The sequence below is a fragment of the Streptomyces sp. NPDC007095 genome (assembly GCF_040634475.1).
GTDB lineage: Bacteria > Actinomycetota > Actinomycetes > Streptomycetales > Streptomycetaceae > Streptomyces.
The window spans coordinates 1-15,388 of record NZ_JBEYFS010000146.1; the positions used below are offsets into that span (position 1 = coordinate 1).

20 protein-coding genes are annotated in these 15,388 nt (G+C 69.6%); 10 read left to right on the forward strand and 10 right to left on the reverse strand.

Features of this window, described 5'->3' with window-relative positions:
- Window positions 1–408: 408 nt before the first annotated feature.
- The 3 genes from ABZ656_RS37735 to ABZ656_RS37745 all read right to left on the reverse strand — a co-directional run bounded on the left by ABZ656_RS37735 (window position 409) and on the right by ABZ656_RS37745 (window position 2,338).
- Window positions 409–1,269, reverse strand: coding sequence for a recombinase family protein (locus ABZ656_RS37735; RefSeq protein WP_360274272.1), 861 nt, complete (start codon window positions 1,267–1,269; stop codon window positions 409–411).
- Window positions 1,266–1,682 carry a hypothetical protein gene (locus tag ABZ656_RS37740; RefSeq protein ID WP_360274275.1) on the reverse strand — a complete coding sequence of 139 codons (417 nt, stop codon included), beginning with the start codon at window positions 1,680–1,682 and terminating at the stop codon, window positions 1,266–1,268. The genes ABZ656_RS37735 and ABZ656_RS37740 overlap by 4 nt, the downstream gene beginning before the upstream one ends.
- A 230-nt stretch (window positions 1,683–1,912) precedes the next feature.
- Window positions 1,913–2,338 (reverse strand): hypothetical protein, encoded by a 426-nt coding sequence (locus tag ABZ656_RS37745; protein WP_360274278.1) that lies wholly within the window; start codon window positions 2,336–2,338, stop codon window positions 1,913–1,915.
- Between the two features lie 49 nt (window positions 2,339–2,387).
- Here ABZ656_RS37745 and ABZ656_RS37750 point away from each other — a divergent pair, with 49 nt between their 5' ends.
- From ABZ656_RS37750 to ABZ656_RS37760, 3 genes are all read left to right on the forward strand, one after another.
- A complete protein-coding gene (locus ABZ656_RS37750) occupies window positions 2,388–3,239 on the forward strand; it encodes a hypothetical protein (RefSeq protein WP_360274281.1) in 852 nt (283 codons plus the stop codon).
- A 79-nt stretch (window positions 3,240–3,318) separates the two neighbouring features.
- Window positions 3,319–3,597 carry a hypothetical protein gene (locus tag ABZ656_RS37755; protein WP_360274284.1) on the forward strand — a complete coding sequence of 93 codons (279 nt, stop codon included), beginning with the start codon at window positions 3,319–3,321 and terminating at the stop codon, window positions 3,595–3,597.
- Entirely contained in the window at window positions 3,594–3,929 is a 336-nt protein-coding gene (locus ABZ656_RS37760; protein ID WP_360274287.1) for a hypothetical protein, read from the forward strand. The genes ABZ656_RS37755 and ABZ656_RS37760 overlap by 4 nt, the downstream gene beginning before the upstream one ends.
- Before the next feature lie 106 nt (window positions 3,930–4,035).
- On the opposite strand, the gene ABZ656_RS37765 is transcribed toward ABZ656_RS37760, so the two are convergent.
- Window positions 4,036–4,554 (reverse strand): GNAT family N-acetyltransferase, encoded by a 519-nt coding sequence (locus ABZ656_RS37765; RefSeq protein ID WP_360274290.1) that lies wholly within the window; start codon window positions 4,552–4,554, stop codon window positions 4,036–4,038.
- The gene (locus ABZ656_RS37770) at window positions 4,551–5,855 is read right to left on the reverse strand and encodes an XRE family transcriptional regulator (protein WP_360274293.1); all 1,305 of its coding nucleotides are present in this window, start codon (window positions 5,853–5,855) and stop codon (window positions 4,551–4,553) included. The genes ABZ656_RS37765 and ABZ656_RS37770 overlap by 4 nt, the downstream gene beginning before the upstream one ends.
- Before the next feature lie 367 nt (window positions 5,856–6,222).
- Between ABZ656_RS37770 and ABZ656_RS37775 the strand changes: the two genes are divergently transcribed.
- The 6 genes from ABZ656_RS37775 to ABZ656_RS37800 all read left to right on the forward strand — a co-directional run bounded on the left by ABZ656_RS37775 (window position 6,223) and on the right by ABZ656_RS37800 (window position 10,132).
- Window positions 6,223–6,444 carry a hypothetical protein gene (locus ABZ656_RS37775; RefSeq protein ID WP_360274296.1) on the forward strand — a complete coding sequence of 74 codons (222 nt, stop codon included), beginning with the start codon at window positions 6,223–6,225 and terminating at the stop codon, window positions 6,442–6,444.
- Window positions 6,441–6,638: a hypothetical protein gene (locus tag ABZ656_RS37780; RefSeq protein ID WP_360274299.1), complete on the forward strand. Its 198-nt coding sequence runs from the start codon at window positions 6,441–6,443 to the stop codon at window positions 6,636–6,638. The genes ABZ656_RS37775 and ABZ656_RS37780 overlap by 4 nt, the downstream gene beginning before the upstream one ends.
- On the forward strand, window positions 6,635–6,856 hold the full coding sequence (locus ABZ656_RS37785) for a hypothetical protein (RefSeq protein ID WP_360274302.1): 222 nt from the start codon (window positions 6,635–6,637) through the stop codon (window positions 6,854–6,856). Before ABZ656_RS37780 ends, ABZ656_RS37785 begins: the two co-directional genes overlap by 4 nt.
- Window positions 6,857–6,918: 62 nt before the next feature.
- Window positions 6,919–8,106 (forward strand): phosphotransferase, encoded by a 1,188-nt coding sequence (locus ABZ656_RS37790; RefSeq protein ID WP_360274304.1) that lies wholly within the window; start codon window positions 6,919–6,921, stop codon window positions 8,104–8,106.
- Window positions 8,061–9,011: a 2-dehydropantoate 2-reductase N-terminal domain-containing protein gene (locus ABZ656_RS37795; protein WP_360274307.1), complete on the forward strand. Its 951-nt coding sequence runs from the start codon at window positions 8,061–8,063 to the stop codon at window positions 9,009–9,011. Before ABZ656_RS37790 ends, ABZ656_RS37795 begins: the two co-directional genes overlap by 46 nt.
- The gene (locus tag ABZ656_RS37800; protein WP_360274310.1) at window positions 9,002–10,132 is read left to right on the forward strand and encodes a hypothetical protein; all 1,131 of its coding nucleotides are present in this window, start codon (window positions 9,002–9,004) and stop codon (window positions 10,130–10,132) included. Before ABZ656_RS37795 ends, ABZ656_RS37800 begins: the two co-directional genes overlap by 10 nt.
- Window positions 10,133–10,309: 177 nt before the next feature.
- Here the strand turns inward: ABZ656_RS37800 and ABZ656_RS37805 are convergent, their stop codons facing one another.
- The 3 genes from ABZ656_RS37805 to ABZ656_RS37815 form a co-directional block, all read right to left on the reverse strand.
- On the reverse strand, window positions 10,310–11,767 hold the full coding sequence (locus ABZ656_RS37805; protein WP_360274313.1) for a DUF2637 domain-containing protein: 1,458 nt from the start codon (window positions 11,765–11,767) through the stop codon (window positions 10,310–10,312).
- A gap of 128 nt (window positions 11,768–11,895) precedes the next feature.
- Window positions 11,896–12,279, reverse strand: a complete 384-nt coding sequence (locus ABZ656_RS37810; protein ID WP_331720760.1) for a hypothetical protein — start codon at window positions 12,277–12,279, stop codon at window positions 11,896–11,898.
- Window positions 12,280–12,285: 6 nt separating this feature from the next.
- Window positions 12,286–13,095, reverse strand: a complete 810-nt coding sequence (locus ABZ656_RS37815) for an AAA family ATPase (protein ID WP_360274316.1) — start codon at window positions 13,093–13,095, stop codon at window positions 12,286–12,288.
- A 213-nt stretch (window positions 13,096–13,308) separates the two neighbouring features.
- On the opposite strand from ABZ656_RS37815, the gene ABZ656_RS37820 reads away from it, so the two are divergent.
- Complete coding sequence (locus ABZ656_RS37820) at window positions 13,309–13,494, forward strand: hypothetical protein (protein WP_331720758.1); 186 nt, start codon at window positions 13,309–13,311, stop codon at window positions 13,492–13,494.
- A 120-nt stretch (window positions 13,495–13,614) separates the two neighbouring features.
- Here ABZ656_RS37820 and ABZ656_RS37825 read toward each other — a convergent pair whose 3' ends face one another.
- Both ABZ656_RS37825 and ABZ656_RS37830 read right to left on the reverse strand, forming a co-directional pair.
- The gene (locus tag ABZ656_RS37825; protein WP_360274319.1) at window positions 13,615–14,664 is read right to left on the reverse strand and encodes an NlpC/P60 family protein; all 1,050 of its coding nucleotides are present in this window, start codon (window positions 14,662–14,664) and stop codon (window positions 13,615–13,617) included.
- Complete coding sequence (locus tag ABZ656_RS37830; protein ID WP_360274322.1) at window positions 14,616–15,134, reverse strand: helix-turn-helix transcriptional regulator; 519 nt, start codon at window positions 15,132–15,134, stop codon at window positions 14,616–14,618. Before ABZ656_RS37830 ends, ABZ656_RS37825 begins: the two co-directional genes overlap by 49 nt.
- Window positions 15,135–15,388 lie beyond the last annotated feature (254 nt).

A 15,388-nucleotide genomic window follows, 5' to 3' on the forward strand; every position in this document is an offset into this window, starting at 1 on the left:
TGGTGGCCGGGGGCGTGGGGGCAGAGCCCCCACATCACCACCCACACACCCGCGGCCGCCGAACCAACGGGAGAGATGCACGAGGCTCGCCGGCTGTCCGGCGGCGGCGAGCTGGCGCCGATGCGGTGCCGGCGTTCCTCGAGCATCCGACTCGGGACACGTCGGCCCGCGCACCACCACGGTGGCGAGCCGGCCGCCCGCGAGCGCGTGACGCCGGGGCCGTCCGCTCGTTCTCCTGGATGGAAGGGAAGCCTCCCGGGCTCCGTTCCGCCCGCTCGTCTGGCGAGCGTGGGTCTTTCGGCCTGCGGTACACAAACCCCCGGGAGGGGCGGGGGCCCAAAGACCACGGGAAGAGGCCCGCACTCACGTGCGGGCCTCTTCCCGTGCGCGGGGCTAGGGGGCGGGGTGCTAGGGCTGTGGAGCCTTGAGCGCTGCCATGGCTGTGGCCTGGTCGTGCTCGTCTAGGGCGCGATACAGGGTCGACCGCTTGATGCCGAGTGCTGCGGCGATGGCGGGCACGGGCTCCTCACGGTCCCGGCGGGCGAGTGCTGCGGCGAGCTGGTCGGCGCTGACGGCTCGGGGGCGACCACCCCGGCGACCCTTCGCGTGGGCGGTCTCCAGTCCGTCCATGGTCCTCTCGTGGATGAACTCGCGCTCGATCTCGGCGAACACGGCCACCACGACGAACAGGATCTTCCCGGGGCCCTGGGGATCGTAGATGCCGGCGAGAGGTCCGCTCAGGATCTCCAGCCGGTTGCCGAGGTGCTGGATGTCCTGTGCCGACACGATCAGCTCGACCATGTTGCGGCCGAGGCGGTCTAGCCGCTGAACGGTGAGGATGTCGTTCGTCCGGAGGGAGTCCCGGGCCTGTACGTACTTGGGCCGGGTCGGCTGCCGGGTGCTGATCACCTCGTCAAAGATCCGCACGCACCCGGCCGCGCCGAGGGCGGTCATCTGGGCCGTGAGGTCTTGGCCGCGTCGGCTGGCCCTCGCGTACCCGATGCGGTCGCCGGGCCGCTCGGCCACGGCCTCCGTGATCTCCGGTGCCGGTCCGGGCTGCCAGAGCTGCCCCGGTCGGCGGTCGGCGGGCATCCGGATCGCCGGGCCGGACCGGAGTTTGGGGAGTCCCGCATACCGGCCGGTGTGGTAGACGGAGGCGACAAGCCCGGTATGGGTCCGGCACGGCGAGCCGGCCGGCACCTCGCATCGCGGGCAGGGCTGACGCTCGATCAACTCGGCCCGCGTCAGCTCATCCGGGGCGCTACTCATCGCGGCCCCATCAACTGCCGATCCGCCAGGTAGCGGGCCGATTCGGTGAAGCCCAAGCGCTCCAGCTCCCAGACCGTCCAATCTCGGCGGGGCTCCCGACGCTCGGGCGTCCCCGTGAAGATCATCATTTCCAGACGGGCCAGAACATCGCCAAGGTGGATCTCGGAGCCGTCCGCACTGAACGTCAGCATGGACGCAAGGGCGTACGGGGTCATCCTGCTCGTGTGCGGGTTGACGTCTCCGGGACTGCCCGGCTGTTCCAGCCGCCAGATTGCGCGTAGTGCCGCCTCCCGCACCCCGGCCAACATCACGGCGTCTTGCGTCATCTTCGCCCGCCCATACCTGCGAACATCCGCGCGCCGCGCGTTCGTCAGGGGATCGTTTGCCTGATTTTTCTTGGATGTCCAGAACATCCCGAGCCCTTCCGGTGGAGAGCGTTGAGAAGTGTCCCAAAAACGTATCCCAATTACGCCTCAGCAAGGAAGGTTTTGGGACTGGTTTCGGGACGAATATCGGCGAGTTCCGGCGCCACCTGGTCGGCGTCCCAGAACCGATCGTTTTCGGGACAGTTAGCGTGCACACGCCAAATCGACGTGTGAGGGGGATAGCCCGACGCCGGCGGTCTCAGCTGATCAACCGAGCCTCAATGGCGGCCCGCCCGGTCTCCAACGGGCCGGGCCGGCATAGTGCCAGGCAGGCCGTCCGCCCACCCCACATCGCCCTCGTGATCGCCGTCATGTCCCGGATCTTCGCCGCACTGCTGCCACACACCGAACATCTCGGCGTCGAACTGCTCAGCGTCGTAGGGGAGGCACAGCGCGGTGCAGCATTCCGGGTCCAGGCTGGCCAGTGCCGGGGGCGGGGTGAACACCCCGGCCACGGCGAGCGCGGCGGTCACCATCTCCTCGACGATGCCATGATCAAGGTTCTGAGGTCCGGGGTGGAACCGGTGAGTGGCGTCCTTCGCTGCGTGGACGGCCGCGTTGAACTCGTCCCAATCCTCAAGGATGCGGGCAGGCGGGTCGAGCGGGACCGGCTTGGGGAGGACTTGGCGCCTGTCGTCAGTCATGGGGCCATGCTCCCGTACCGGCGGGCCTCGCCGCGGTACAAGTACCGGTATGCGGGTGCGCTGGTCGGAGGTGGAGGAACGGGCTCGGGTCGTGGTCGCCGAGTACGACGGCGGGGTTACGCTCCGGCAGGTCTGGTACCGGCTGATCTCGGCGGGAGCGCTGCCCAACCGGGCCTCGATGTACCGTCGCCTCTCCTCCCACCTGGCGCGGGCTCGCCGCGAGGGGCGGTTCCCGGACCTGGTGGACGCGCTACGGGAGATCCACCAGCCGCCGGCGTACGCGGATGTGGGCGAGCTGCTGGCAGCGGTGCCCGACTTCTTCCGCCTCGACCGCACGGCCGGCCAGACGGAAGCCCTGTGGGTGTGCGCGGAAAAGGACACGCTGAGGGTGCAACTCGCCGGTTGGCTGGGGCCGTTGGGCATTCCCGTCCTGGTGGTGCGGGGTTTCGCCTCGGAGTCGTACGCCGCGCTGGTGAGGGAGCGCGCGGCCCGTGATCCCCGGCCGGCCCGGTTGCTTTACGTCGGCGACCTGGACGCCTCCGGGGAATCGATCGAACGGGATTGGGTGGACCGTACGGCGGGCTGCTGGACGGTAGTGGAACGGGTGGCGCTCACGGTTGACCAGGTGAACCGGTACGAACTTCCGCCGGCGGTGGGCAAGGGCACTGATCCTCGGTGGCCGGCCTTCGCCGAGCGGCACGGGCTCGATCCGGCCCGCCCGGTGCAATGGGAGGTGGAGGCGCTGGAGCCGGCCGACCTGCGGCGCCTGGTCATGGCGGCGGTCCGGCCCCACATCGACCGCGAGCGACTGCGTGAGGTGCTGGCCGAGGAAACCCGCCAGAGGGAGGCCCTGGCCGCGTTCCTGGCGACCTGGCGGCCGCCGGGCGGCCGGGAGGGGTGACGGCCAGGGTCCCCGCCGGAGGGCCTGACGCTGCGAGTCCGCCCGCGTAGTCTGGTGAGGCCCGAAACCGGAGGTCGCAATGTCCGCTGAACCCATCGGCCACGTGGGGCCGATCGACCGGCCCCGTACGGTCGGCACGATTCGCCGCGCGCTGCCGCCTGAGCTGCGCGACCGCTTCCAACGGGCCTTGGACGACGCGGCCCCCGAGGATCTGTTCGCGCTGGTCGCGCAGTGGGGGGCGGTCGCACAGACGACCACCGACGCGGGCGCGGATGCCGCGGCCGGCGCCGTCCGGTCCGGGACGGCGGGCACGCATGAGATCGGCGACGTGTTCCCCGCGCTGGCGGGGATGCTGTGACGCGACGCTTTCGGGTGGTCTTCACGGACGCTGCCCGGGAGGCCCTGCGCGAGCTGGACGGCGCGGAGCGACTGGCGAACATCGCCCCCGGTGCCCTGTCGCGGGAGGCCCTGCGCGCGCTCCTCGCCGGCACGACCCTGGGCACGCTCCTGGAGGACCTGGAGGCGCTGGCCGCCGATCCGTACGGTGGGCCGACCCTGGCGCGCACGGCCGGCGCGGAGGACGACCGTACCGGCCTGCTCGGCGCGTTGGCGGTCACCTACATGGTGAGCCCCGCCACCGAACCGCCCGTGATCACGGTGACCACCATCCGGCCCCCCAAGGGCGCGTAACCCTCGTCCGGTATGCCGTTGCCCCGCCCGCAGCAACTCGCGGACGGGGCAACGGCGTTCGGCGGCGATCCGCCGGGGTGGGAGCGGACCGCCGCAGTCCTGTCGATCAGCGCAGATAGCGGAGCATCACCGCGAAATTGGGGCTGTCGGGGAAGGGCTGGCGGTTGCCGATCTTCCGGTACTCCCACGTCTCGTAGAGAGCCTGGACCTTGGGATGGTCGGGGTCGACCAGGAGCGCGGCCAGGGCTTCCGGCCTGCTCTCCATCAGTGCCGCGTGTAGGCGCTCGGCGGTGCCGGTCTTGCGCCACTTCGGCCGCACCATCAGCTCAGACAAGCTGAACGTGGAGTCGTCCGCCGGCGGTTCGGTCAGGTGCTCACGCCACCACTCGCGGCCCGGCGTGCTCGGCGCACCGTACGCGAACCCCACGGGTTCGCCGTCGTCGTACCCGATGACGCACGCGAAACCCGGATTGCCTCCCCAGTGGTCCACGAACCACGGGAACCGCTCGTCGAACTCGGTCATGTCGTCGGCGTAGGCGTCGGCGTGGACATCAAGGAGGGTTTGCCGGATCTCCGGAAGGTCGTCGTGGCCGTAGTGACGGAGTTCGACAGTCGCCGTGGTCATGCGGGGGTGCTCCATTCGGTCCGGTAGCGGTCGGTCCACTCGTGCGCGACGCGCGGAGGCGCAAGGGTGATCAGGTCGCGATGGAAGTCGCCCAGGAGGTGGCGCATGCGGCCGGGGAGCGGGTCACCAGCCATGATCTCGAACACGTCCGCGCTGGTGGCGCATGCCTGCTCGACGTCGCCTTGGTGGAGCTGGGCAAGGGCGAGGCGCGCGGTGGTGTGCCCGCGGTTGCGCCGGTAGCTGTGCGGCAGTGCGCCGAGGGCCCGGTGCGAGGCGGCCTCAGCCTCCGCCGGATCGCCGACGACGTCCCGCACGATGGCGGTGAGCGAGTACAGCTCAGCGGGCCCGTAGAAGGTGATCCAGGTCGGGCGCGGGTCTGCCAAGTCGGCCTTGCCTAGGGCGTCTTCGGCGCGGCCGAGGGAACGCAGGGCCGCTGACCGTCGGTCTCTGACGTACGCGAGGCTGATTGCGGTCCGGGCGTGCGCGAGGGACGCGTGCAGAGGTGAGCGACGGGCAATGGTCGTCGTCTGCATGGCCTGTGCGGCGGCGATGGCTTCGCCGTAGTCGTCGCGCTGACGGGCGAGCATGGCCCGCAGGTTCCAGACCTGCATGGACATGTCCGGGTCCTGGGACATCCCTGCGAGGGTCAGTGCGCGGTCAAGGTGCTTGCCGGCGGCGTCGAGCTGCCCGGCGTCGATCATCGACCATGCCGCGGTCGAGACGAAGTCGGATGCAACGGCGTACAGGCGTTGGCGTACCCGCTGCGTGGCGGAGTGGTGTTGGAGACTCAGGGCCTCGTCGGCCCCGGCAAGGGCTGCACGTTCCAGGGCGGTGTGTCCGCCCCGCGCGGCGTCGAGCTGGACGAGGGTTTCCACGCTGTCCCGTAGCCGGATGACGTCGGAGGTACCAACGTGCTGCGGGCGGGAGTTCGGGGAGGCGATGAGCGGTGCGGCGACGGCGGCGGCGGCGCCGGTGGCCGCGCCGACGAACCGGCGGCGGTGCACTGAAGGGTCCTCCGGTAATGCTGCTGGGGGTAATGGCGTGGTCTTGGGATTCCCCCGAGGCACGAACCCTAGGTCAGTGGCGGCCAGGCCGGTGACCCGTTCGAGCGCGATGCGTTGGCGCTCCTGGGGCCACCGGCTCTTGCCGGCCAGCCACCGGTACCCGGTCCGCTCAGACGTAGTGCCCTGGCGGCCGGTGAAGTCGTGGATGGCGTCGTTCACGGCGTCGACCAACTCCTCGATCGACATGCCGTGACGATCAATCCAGGCGGCTAGGGGCTCGTTTCTGGTCTCCGCCATGCGCTCACGGTAGGCGGTACGGACCGCCACGGACGGTAAAGGACAAGTCAATTCGTCAGTACCCGTGCAGGCATTCCGAGCGATTTCGTCATGCCCGCGGCGCGGTGACTGTGGGTTAGCTGGTGTGTACGGCTCCGCTCGTGCCCCCGTCCCCCGAGGGGCACGGGCGGGGCATCGAACCCTGACGTGAGCGCGAGGCAAGAGACATGACGACGCGCAGCACAAACCCACACCCCATGCCGCCGGGACTGGTGGACGCTCCCGCCATCAACCGCGACCGGCTGACGGACCGGCAGCGCGCGGGTACGTCGTGCGCCTGGTGCGCCGGGACCGCGTCACCTCGATACCCGGTTGGTGACCTGTACGCATGCGATCCGTGCGCGGCGATGTACGGCGTCCCGGCGGTGACGCCGTGACTCGTGACGACGACACGTTCCCGGCCGCGCTGGACGCCTGGACGCCTGCGGACTGGCGGGACTACCGGGAACGGGTCGATGACGGCGAGGGTTCGGCTGCGGCTATCGACGCGATCAACCGCCGTCGTCGGCGGCGGACGCGGGATACGACCGGCACGGAGGTGTCCCAGTGACCGCAGAGCACTGCGCCGGGGTCGGTGACCTGGTACGCGACACCGAACGATCCCGCGTGGGTGTCCTCACGGACGTTCGCGGCGGTACGCCGATCCTGCGCCCGCAGTACGGCTGCGGCCTCGATGACCAGTGGCCCGCGCAGTGGGCAACCGTCGAACTCGTCGCCCGGCGCGGCACGTGGGAGTCCGAGTGAGCGGCCGTCATCGGATGCCGTCCGAGGACGGCCACACCGCCGGGGCCGTGTTACTCGGCTCGGTCATGGCGGGGCTCGCCCTGACGGCGGCGCAGGTGCAGACAGCTCGCGCCGGCGTTCCGGCCACGGTCCAGCCGGACCGTCCGTCGGCGGATGCGCTCCCGGACCGGTCCGCCCCCCACACGGACCGGACCGGCGAACGGCCGCGGCTCCCCTGATCCCCGGCGACGGGACCCCTACGTCCCTCGTCGCCCTACCGCTGACCACCAAGGAGACACCTTTGAGCGACACCGTCTTACCGCAGACCGCCGACCTGTTCGCGCTCAGCGCCGACCGCATCCACCGCGCCGCAGGCGCCCTGTGGCCCGGCGAGCCGCTGACGCTCGGCGATCACGTCCCCTCGGTCACCGGCTACGTGCACCGCGCCAGCATCGGCGGCCGGAACGTGTTCGCGAAGGACTCGATCCTTGGCCTGTCCCTCGTCTCCGTGCTGCGCGGTGTGGCCGGTGACCATGACAGGGTCCGTGCGGCGCAGGCCGCCTACGCCACTTCTCCCGGCTCGCTGCTCGCGCGGGAAGCCGCGCAACTCCGCGCCCTGGACGCGGCCGGGGTCCGGGTCGGCCGGTGCGCCGGCTACGCGGCCGGGGTGCTGTTCACGGAGCCCGTAACGGGCCCGACCCTCGCCGACCTGATCGCCAAAGACCCGGCACGGACCGGAGACTTGCTCACCACTGCCGTGACCGCTCTTGAGGCTCTTCAACGCCCGCAGGTGGCCGCTCAGGTCGACTCCGCGGCGATCCCCGAGCGCAGCATCGACGGCACGTTCCGCCGGAAGTTCAACGGTGTGTCCGGCCGCCTCTACATCAGCCGTCTCGGTGTTGACCGGCTCGACGAGCGCTCCCGGCAAGGCGTCGCCGCGGTGGTCGGCATGGTCGTGGCCCGGCTGCTGAAACTCCGCCTCACTCCGCCGATCGGCTCCACGGTGATCGTCTACGGCGACTTGAAGCCGGAACACATCCTGTGGCCCGACGGCCCCACAGAGGCGCCGGTGTTCATCGACCCCGGCCTAGCGCGCGGACCCGCGCACCACGACACCGCCAAACTCGTCTCCCGCACGTTCCTCGCGCTGATCACCGCCCCGCACCTGGACGGCCCTGCCGCGACCGTGGTGGACGGGATCGCCGCGTTCGTGGCCGAGCAGACGCGCCCCCTGCGCGGCCCCATGCGCGGCCTGTGGCTGCGCCGACTACTCGTGACGTGGCTGATGGACACGGTGAACATCCTCTCCACCTACCTCAGCGCCCCCGCCACGCTGCCGCTGCCCGAGCACGCCCAAGCCGTCATCGACCGGACAGAGGCCCTGTGCACGCTGCTGGACCTGGTGAGCGCCACCCTCGCGGCCGGAACCGTCCCCGATACCGCGTGGCTGATCGCCCTGCGGACCGTGACCCGGGCGGCGGCTCAGTGACCGGCCACACGGTCGGCATCGTCGGCGCCGGCGCGGTCGGTCAGACCGTCGCCGCGCTCCTCGTCGGCGAGCCCTGGTGCAACCGGCTGCTGATCGCCTCCCGCACGGCCGAGAGCGCCGCTGGTCTGGTCGCTGATCTGGACGACATGGCCCACGTCGTCCGCGCCGGCACCCGCGCACAGTCGGCCACCGTCGCCGAACTGGACCAGGCGGACGCCGTGGTGATCTGCCCCCGGGCCACGTTCACCAACACCGCCACCCGCAACGTGCGCATGGCCGGACTCGACGCGAACGCCCCGCTGATCGCCGAACTCGGCCGCACCCTCACCGGCTACACGCGCCCCGTCGTCATGGTCACCAACCCCGTGGACGTCCTCTCACGGCTCTTCGCCACGATCAGCGGAGCCCCCACGTACGGGATCGGATCGGCGACCGACACCGCCCGCTACCGTGCCGCCCTCGCCGCCCATCACCGCGTGCCCGTCTCGGCCGTGGACGGCTATGTGATCGGCGAACACGGAGACGGCGCGGTCATCTGTGCCTCGACCACCACCGTTCACGGCGCCCCGTGCACTGTGCCCCTGGAGCTGATCCGTGCCGAACTCGCCGACCGGCCGCGCCGGATCAACGCCGGCATCGGCCGCACCCGGCACGGCCCGTCCGCCGCGGTTCTGTCCGCCCTGCGCAAGCTCCTGGACGTCGAGGACGGAACCGATGTCCTGTCCGTCAACCGCGGGGGTGTGTGGCTCGGAATCCGGTTGCACATCCGCGCCGGTCGCCCGAGCGTTCAGCCTCTGACGCTGGACCCGCACGAGACAGCGGGCCTGCTCACCGCCCGCACCAAACTCCAAGCCACCTACAGCCAGATCAGCCACCACGAACTAGGAGCCCGTACGTGTCTCTGACCGCAACTCGCATCCATGCCGACACCGCAACCGTCACGGTCGCCAGCCAGACGGCGGCGGTCACCGACTGGTCCGCCCGCTACTTCGGCCCCTGGTGGAACGCCGCTGCCGTCGGCGCCCCGGGCCCCGGCTCCCTCACCGACGGCGGCGGCCTGGTCCTCGCCGACGTCGACCCGGGCCGCGTGGACGACATCACCGCCCTCGTCACGGACTGCGGCCACGAAGAGACCACCTACGCGAACGCCCGCACCCTCGTTGCCCACGCGGACGGCATCACCTACGCCGTGCAGCCCGGCGAGCGGATCGGCTACCAGGCCAACGGCCGCCGCCTGGTCATCGTCGGCGACGAACCCGAACCGGTCGCCGTCGCCGCCGCCCGCCTCGCCCGCGAACTCGTCCGCGGGCAGCTCCTCGCCGACGGCTGGACCGTCCTGCACGCCTCCGCCGCCACCCACAACGGGGATGCTGTCCTGACCCTGGGCGACAAGGGCGCGGGCAAGACCACGACCGGGCTTCTCCTCGCCCTGGGCGGGTGGGGTCTGCTGGCCAATGACCGCGTTTTCGTCCGCCCGGAGCCCGACGGCCGGGTACGGGTGCTGCCGTGGCCGTCCGCCGCCGCGCTCGGCCTTGGCCTGCTCGATGCGACCGGCCTGTACGACCAGGTACGGGAAAGGGTGCTCGCCGGCGAACAGCTCCACCCCACCCAGCACCCCACGGTGACACAGGCCCTCATGGACGGCCGCCGCGAGCCTCTGTGGCGCGCGACAGGCAAGGAACTGAAGCCCCAGTTCTTCCCCGATCAGCTCGCCTCGTGGCTCGGCCTCACCCTGGCCACCGAAGCCCGCGCGGCCGGGCTCCTCTTCCCGACCATGAGCCCTGACGCGGTCCCGGCTCTCGTGGAGAACGGGCGGACGCTCACCGACGCGGATGTGTTCGACCAGAAGACCGAAGACCGCTACCCCGACATCTTCGGCCTGACCCCCACCACCGCGACCGGCACGCAGGCCCTCACCGAGCACCTTGCCCGGCTGCCGCGCCGGTCGATGCTCCTCAGCCACGACACGAACGCGTCTGCTGCGCTGTTGACCAAGACCGCCGAGGAGATCATTACCGCCCTCTGAGCGGTTCCCGCATGCCGGCGCCCGACTCCCCTTCGTAGGGAATCGGGCGCCTCTGTCTGGCCTCGATCTGCCAGTTAGCGTGTGCACGCTAAACACCTCTACCGGAGGTGCCACAACCAACAGAGGTGCCACCTCTGGCGGAGGTGGCACCTCTGTTTTATCCATCCCTTTGGCGTGTTAGCGCGTGATCGTCGCCGCCTCGGTCTGGTCGTCTTCCTCGGTGGATACTTCTGGATCTTGGTCCGTCGCGGGGCGGGCTTCTTCTCCCCCACCGTCCGGGGGAAGGATCGCCCATCCGCCCTCGGGCTCGGGTACAGGTGCCACCTGAGGAGCCGCGCTGGATACCTCGTCGCGCTGGGCCTTGCGGAGGTCGGATAGGTACCGGCGCACGGTGTTGTACGCGAGTCCCGTCATATCAGCGATCTTTGTAGCCTTCTGCCTGTCCGACTGCTTGCGCTCCTCGGCGCTGAGCCGTTCGTACGCGAGCCGCACGGCCTCGACGCCGGGCATCGTGGTGAGGTCGATGACCTCGGCATCCTCGGCCTCGTCCGGGTCCTCGTCGGTGTCCTGCTGGGCAGGGATGCGCACGTGGATGGTGTCGGCCGGCTGTCGGGAGCGATCGGCCATGACTGCCTCTCGGCTGGCGGCCCCGGGCTCGTTGTAGGTATCCACCTGGTGAGGCAACGGCGATGCGGCGCCGTCTTGCAGAGATTCGCCGCCCTCGGCGTCTCCGGCCGAGTGCGGGGTTCCGGAGGTCTCCGGCGTCGGGAACCGTCCGCCGGCCGTGAGTGGATACGTCGACTCGTCGGTGTATCCACTCACCGGAGATCCGGCCTCGACTTCATGCCGCCTGGTGTGACCGGCGTGGATATCGGGCGTCGGCTGGATGGGCTGAGCGTCCACCTCGGCGAGCTGTTCAGCGAGCTGTTCGGGGTCAAGGGCAACCCCGTATCGCGCGAGCCTGAGCGGCATCACGAACTCCACGGGCGCCTTGCGTCGCCACCCTCGGCCGAACCGGGCGCGGAGCCGGGCCCGGTACACCATGCGGGCCTGTTCGAGCCTGACCACCTGGTCATAGCTCCTCAGCTCCCACAACTTCATCCGGCGCCATAGAAGGAAGGTGGGAAGGGGAGCGAGTAGCCACCGTGTGATCCGCACGGACTCCATGTGCCGGTCGGCGGTGATGTCGGCAATCCGGCCGACAGCATGGCGGGCGGCCTCGACGCTGACCACGAACAGGATCGGGATCACCGCGTGCATCCCGACGCCGAGGGGATCGGTAGCGGACGCCGCGTTGAACGCGATGGTGGCGGCGGTGAGCAGCCATGCCGTCTGCCGCAGAAGCGGGAACGGGATGCGGAGCCACGTCAAGAGCAGATCGAGGGCCAGGAGGACGACGATGCCAGCGTCAATCCCGACCGGAAAGACGTTGGCGAACCAGCCGAAGCCTTTGTGTAGCGCGAGCTGGCGCACTGCCGCGTAGGAACCGGCAAAGCCAATTGCCGCGATCACGACGGCGCCGGCGATCACCACGCCGATGAGTACCCGGTGGGTTCTGGTGAGTTCAATCCTCGGCGTGGCGGGATCGGCAGGTGCCTCGTCCACTTCCGTGGCCCTACCCTGGTGGTACTGCATGGGGGTCCTCTCCTGTGCGGGTGGCCCTGGGAGCGCGCTTCTTGGAAGGTTGGGCGTTCCTGGGGCCGGGTCGTTTCCCTGTGGCAGGGGTGCCAGAGGTGGCACATGCCGCACCTCTGGCAGAGGTGTTATCTCCTCGGCGGCCGTCCGGTCCTGATCTCCTTGCGGGGCCTGGGCGGGAAGGGCTCCCCGTTGTTGTATTTCCGTTGGAGCTTCGCCACCTTCTCCTTGATCGCGTCTTCGATCAGCTCGGATAGCGACTGATAGCCGCCTTCATGCGGCGTCGTCCACACCACGGCATCCCGGGCCGCCTCGGCCACGTCCTTGGTGATGTACGGCTGTAGCTTCTCCTTGCCCGCGACCTGCCCACGGGGCACGGGCGCGGCGGCCGGCGTCTTCTTCGCCTCCGGCTTCTCGGTCTCCGGGGGCGTCGGCGGCTTCCTGCCGCTCGTCGCTTCCGGCTCGTCCAGCTCGTCCGGGCTGTCGGTCTCGTCCAGGTTGACCCGGGCCATGGTCGCTTACGCCCCCGTCTTGCTCAGGTACTCAAGGGCAACGCCCTTGAAGTCGTTCATTGCGTTCTCGAAGAAACGGCCGCTGTTGGCCCGGGTGTACTGGGTGACCACCAACCCGGCCGCCGGCGCCGCCTCGTGCGCGTCGTACGTGCGCACGTACGTCGTGAAGTGAGCGAACCCCCTCTTGGAGGCCCACGCCTTGGTCTCATCGACCCGGCCCGGCTTGCTGGGGTGGGTTCGTGACATCAGCAGCCGGTACGGCTTGCCGGTCTCCAGGACGTACGCCTTGAGGAACTTCTCCGTGGGGTCGAACGAGAGATACGCGGCCTCCATCGGAACAATGTGCTCGTCGGCCAGTTCCTCGATGATCCAGCGCTGTAGCTCCTCGTTCTCCAGCGACCCGGGCGTGTCCACGAGGACATCGTCATACCCGCGCTTGCGGAGCTTCTGGAGCTTGTCCCGCTCGACCTCGTACGTGTAGTCAAACGGGAGATCCTTCCCCCGCTTGATGGCCTGCCGGGCCCACGCCGAGGATGCCGACTTCTGCGGGTCACAGTCGACCATGCACACCCGGCGGCCGTGCTCTCCGAGCGTGGCCGCCAGGTTGATGGTGGTCGTCGTCTTCCCCACGCCACCCTTCTGATTGCAGATGGCGACGATCCGTGTCATCTCGGGCCGGGCTGCTGCCTGCATCTTTGCCACCTCCCTTACCTCTGTCTGATGTGCCGCCTGTGCCACCTCTGTTTCATCTGCCGTAGGTGGCACCTCTGTTTGAACTGTCGGATACGGCAGATACGGCACCTCCGCCAGCAACACGGTAGCTAGCAGAGGTGGCAGATGTCCCACATCCGGCGCCTGTGGCACCTCCGTAAGGCATGCTCACTCTAACACCTCTGTTAGATGAAACAGAGGTGTTAGAGTCGACAGCAACAAGAGAGGGGCCGGGCTGGTACCCGACCCCTCACAGTTCGGCCCTGGGCGGCGGTGGGCGCCGGCTCCTGGGCCTCGATCCCTTACGGAGGATCTGCCATGAGCGTAGGCGACAGCGCGGCCGGGGCAACGGCGGGCGCGAACGAAGCGGACGGGGCGCCGGTCGTGGTGCCAGTGGGCGGCTGGGCAATCCTGCCTCCGCTGGTGGACGACTGGGCGACGCTGGCCGAGGCGTTGAACGCCCCGGGCGAGCCGGCGGTGTACGTGGACAGCTCGGCAGCCTGATCAACGTCTTCCCTTTACGGCTGAGGCCCTACACCCTGCGGGGCGTGGGGCCTCTTCCCTGCTCAGGCACCATATATAACAGAGGTGGCACCTCTGCCAGAGGTGTTTAGCGTGTGCACGCTAAGCGGGTCGGGTGGCGCCGACCAACCCACCTGATCGGTAGAGCTTGACTATCTGCACGTTCTTGCCGGTTCTGGGGGCCTCGATGATCTTGCCGTCTCCGTAGTACATGGCGACGTGGTACGCGTCGCTGCCGCTGCCGGTGTGGGACCAGAAAATGAGGTCTCCGACTTGCAGCGAGTCCATGCTGACGGGGTGTGAGGCGGTCGCGGTGTACTGGTCGGCGGCGGTGCGGGGAAGGTGAGTTGTCGACCACCACGCGTTTTCCGTCAGGCTGGAGCAGTCGAATCCCTGGTGACTCGCCGCGAAGCAGACCCCGTTCAGGTACCCGGTGTTGCCGGAACAGAAGCCGGTCGACGGCCCTTCGGGGGTTCCGCCTCCGTAGACGTACGGCGTCCCTAGGTACGTGGCGGCCTTCCTGGCGGCGTCGGCGCCGGAGCCGGTGCCCGCGACGGCCGGCACGTCGTCCACCCACTCGGCGGCCTTAGCGATGATGTCGCGCACGTAGTTGTAGGTCTGGCCCCCGGCGAACGACTCCGGCGGCACTCCCTGGTACTGGTCGACGCGTCCCCACCCGGCGTTGTAGCCGGCCAGGGCCAGGGATATGGCGCCGCCCGGGTATCCGCTGTCCTTGGCTCGCTTGACGAGGGCGCACATGTACCGGCCCTGGGCCATCACCGCGTCGCCTATGTCGTAGGGGGAGGCGGTACCGCTGCCGTCGTCGTCGCGTCCCCACGTCCCCCATGAGGCATCAACGAACTGGGCCGCACCCTTTGCCGTGCCGGAACTGGTCTCCGGCCCCACGGCGGCGGCGTTGAAGTTGGACTCTTGGGAGATCTGGGCGGCGATGAGCGCGGGCGACTCGCCGTCGCACAGGGCGCCGGCCTTCATCACCCATGGGAGGAAGTCCGCGGGGACCTTCCCGGCCTTGATGCCGGTCGTGTTGGCGGCCGAGGCGGACGTACCCCCGACGGCCGCGGTACCGATCACGCTCGCCAGTATCAGCCCCGCGACTCCTGCGACGGCCCCGGCTGCGAGCTTGGTTGACACGCGGTCCCTCCCCTTCGTCCGTGCTTCCCTGCCTTGATCTCCTTGCGCCGTGCTTGCTTGCCGGCCTCCCACGCGGCTGTCCACTCTGCGGGGCTGACCTGGTAGCCGGCTGCCCATCGAACGGGGTCGCGCACCCCGTACACCCCGGCTTCAACTCGGCTGACCATCTGGCCGCTTACGCCGATGGCCTCGGCGGTCTGCTTCTGCGTCTGTCCGGTACGGCGCCGTAGCTGCTTGAGCGTCGGCGTCGCCTTCCCGACCGGACTGAGCCGGTCGACGGGGACGGCCAGGGCCTCGGCCAGGGCGCGGAGCACCCGGGCCGAGGGGCAGTGCTTCCCGGTCTCGGCCGCGCGCACGGTCTCGGGGCTGACCCCGGCGAGCAACGCCAGTTCTGTGCGGCTGAGTTGGGCCCGTTGCCGCAGGTCTGCGAGCACGGAGGGCCGGAAGACTCCGGGGGGCTTTGGGCTCATCGATCCCAACTTTTATAAGTAGGCTTTAGACGTAACTCATGTTAGCCTCTCAGTGAAGTTCCGTATTCTGCAAGTCACTAGGGGGATGTGATGAAGCGTCGAACTCCCGCCTCCCCGACCGCTCCCAAACACGGGCTCGCCGTGTTGGGGGCGCACGGAGGGGCGGGAATGTCCACGGTCGTGCGTCTGCTCGACCCGCAAGGCCAGGGCTGGGCGGTGGAGTTGTCCCCTGGGCAACATCTGCCCCACAACTA

Excerpts from the sequence above, each read along its gene's own strand:
- ABZ656_RS37735 (WP_360274272.1), bottom strand. The coding sequence starts at position 1,269 with ATGAGTAGCGCCCCGGATGAGCTGACGCGGGCCGAGTTGATCGAGCGT.
- ABZ656_RS37740 (WP_360274275.1), bottom strand. The coding sequence starts at position 1,682 with ATGTTCTGGACATCCAAGAAAAATCAGGCAAACGATCCCCTGACGAAC.
- ABZ656_RS37745 (WP_360274278.1), bottom strand. The coding sequence starts at position 2,338 with ATGACTGACGACAGGCGCCAAGTCCTCCCCAAGCCGGTCCCGCTCGAC.
- ABZ656_RS37750 (WP_360274281.1), top strand. The coding sequence starts at position 2,388 with ATGCGGGTGCGCTGGTCGGAGGTGGAGGAACGGGCTCGGGTCGTGGTC.
- ABZ656_RS37755 (WP_360274284.1), top strand. The coding sequence starts at position 3,319 with ATGTCCGCTGAACCCATCGGCCACGTGGGGCCGATCGACCGGCCCCGT.
- ABZ656_RS37765 (WP_360274290.1), bottom strand. The coding sequence starts at position 4,554 with ATGACCACGGCGACTGTCGAACTCCGTCACTACGGCCACGACGACCTT.
- ABZ656_RS37770 (WP_360274293.1), bottom strand. The coding sequence starts at position 5,855 with ATGGCGGAGACCAGAAACGAGCCCCTAGCCGCCTGGATTGATCGTCAC.
- ABZ656_RS37775 (WP_360274296.1), top strand. The coding sequence starts at position 6,223 with ATGCGATCCGTGCGCGGCGATGTACGGCGTCCCGGCGGTGACGCCGTG.
- ABZ656_RS37805 (WP_360274313.1), bottom strand. The coding sequence starts at position 11,767 with ATGCAGTACCACCAGGGTAGGGCCACGGAAGTGGACGAGGCACCTGCC.
- ABZ656_RS37810 (WP_331720760.1), bottom strand. The coding sequence starts at position 12,279 with ATGGCCCGGGTCAACCTGGACGAGACCGACAGCCCGGACGAGCTGGAC.
- ABZ656_RS37820 (WP_331720758.1), top strand. The coding sequence starts at position 13,309 with ATGAGCGTAGGCGACAGCGCGGCCGGGGCAACGGCGGGCGCGAACGAA.
- ABZ656_RS37830 (WP_360274322.1), bottom strand. The coding sequence starts at position 15,134 with ATGAGCCCAAAGCCCCCCGGAGTCTTCCGGCCCTCCGTGCTCGCAGAC.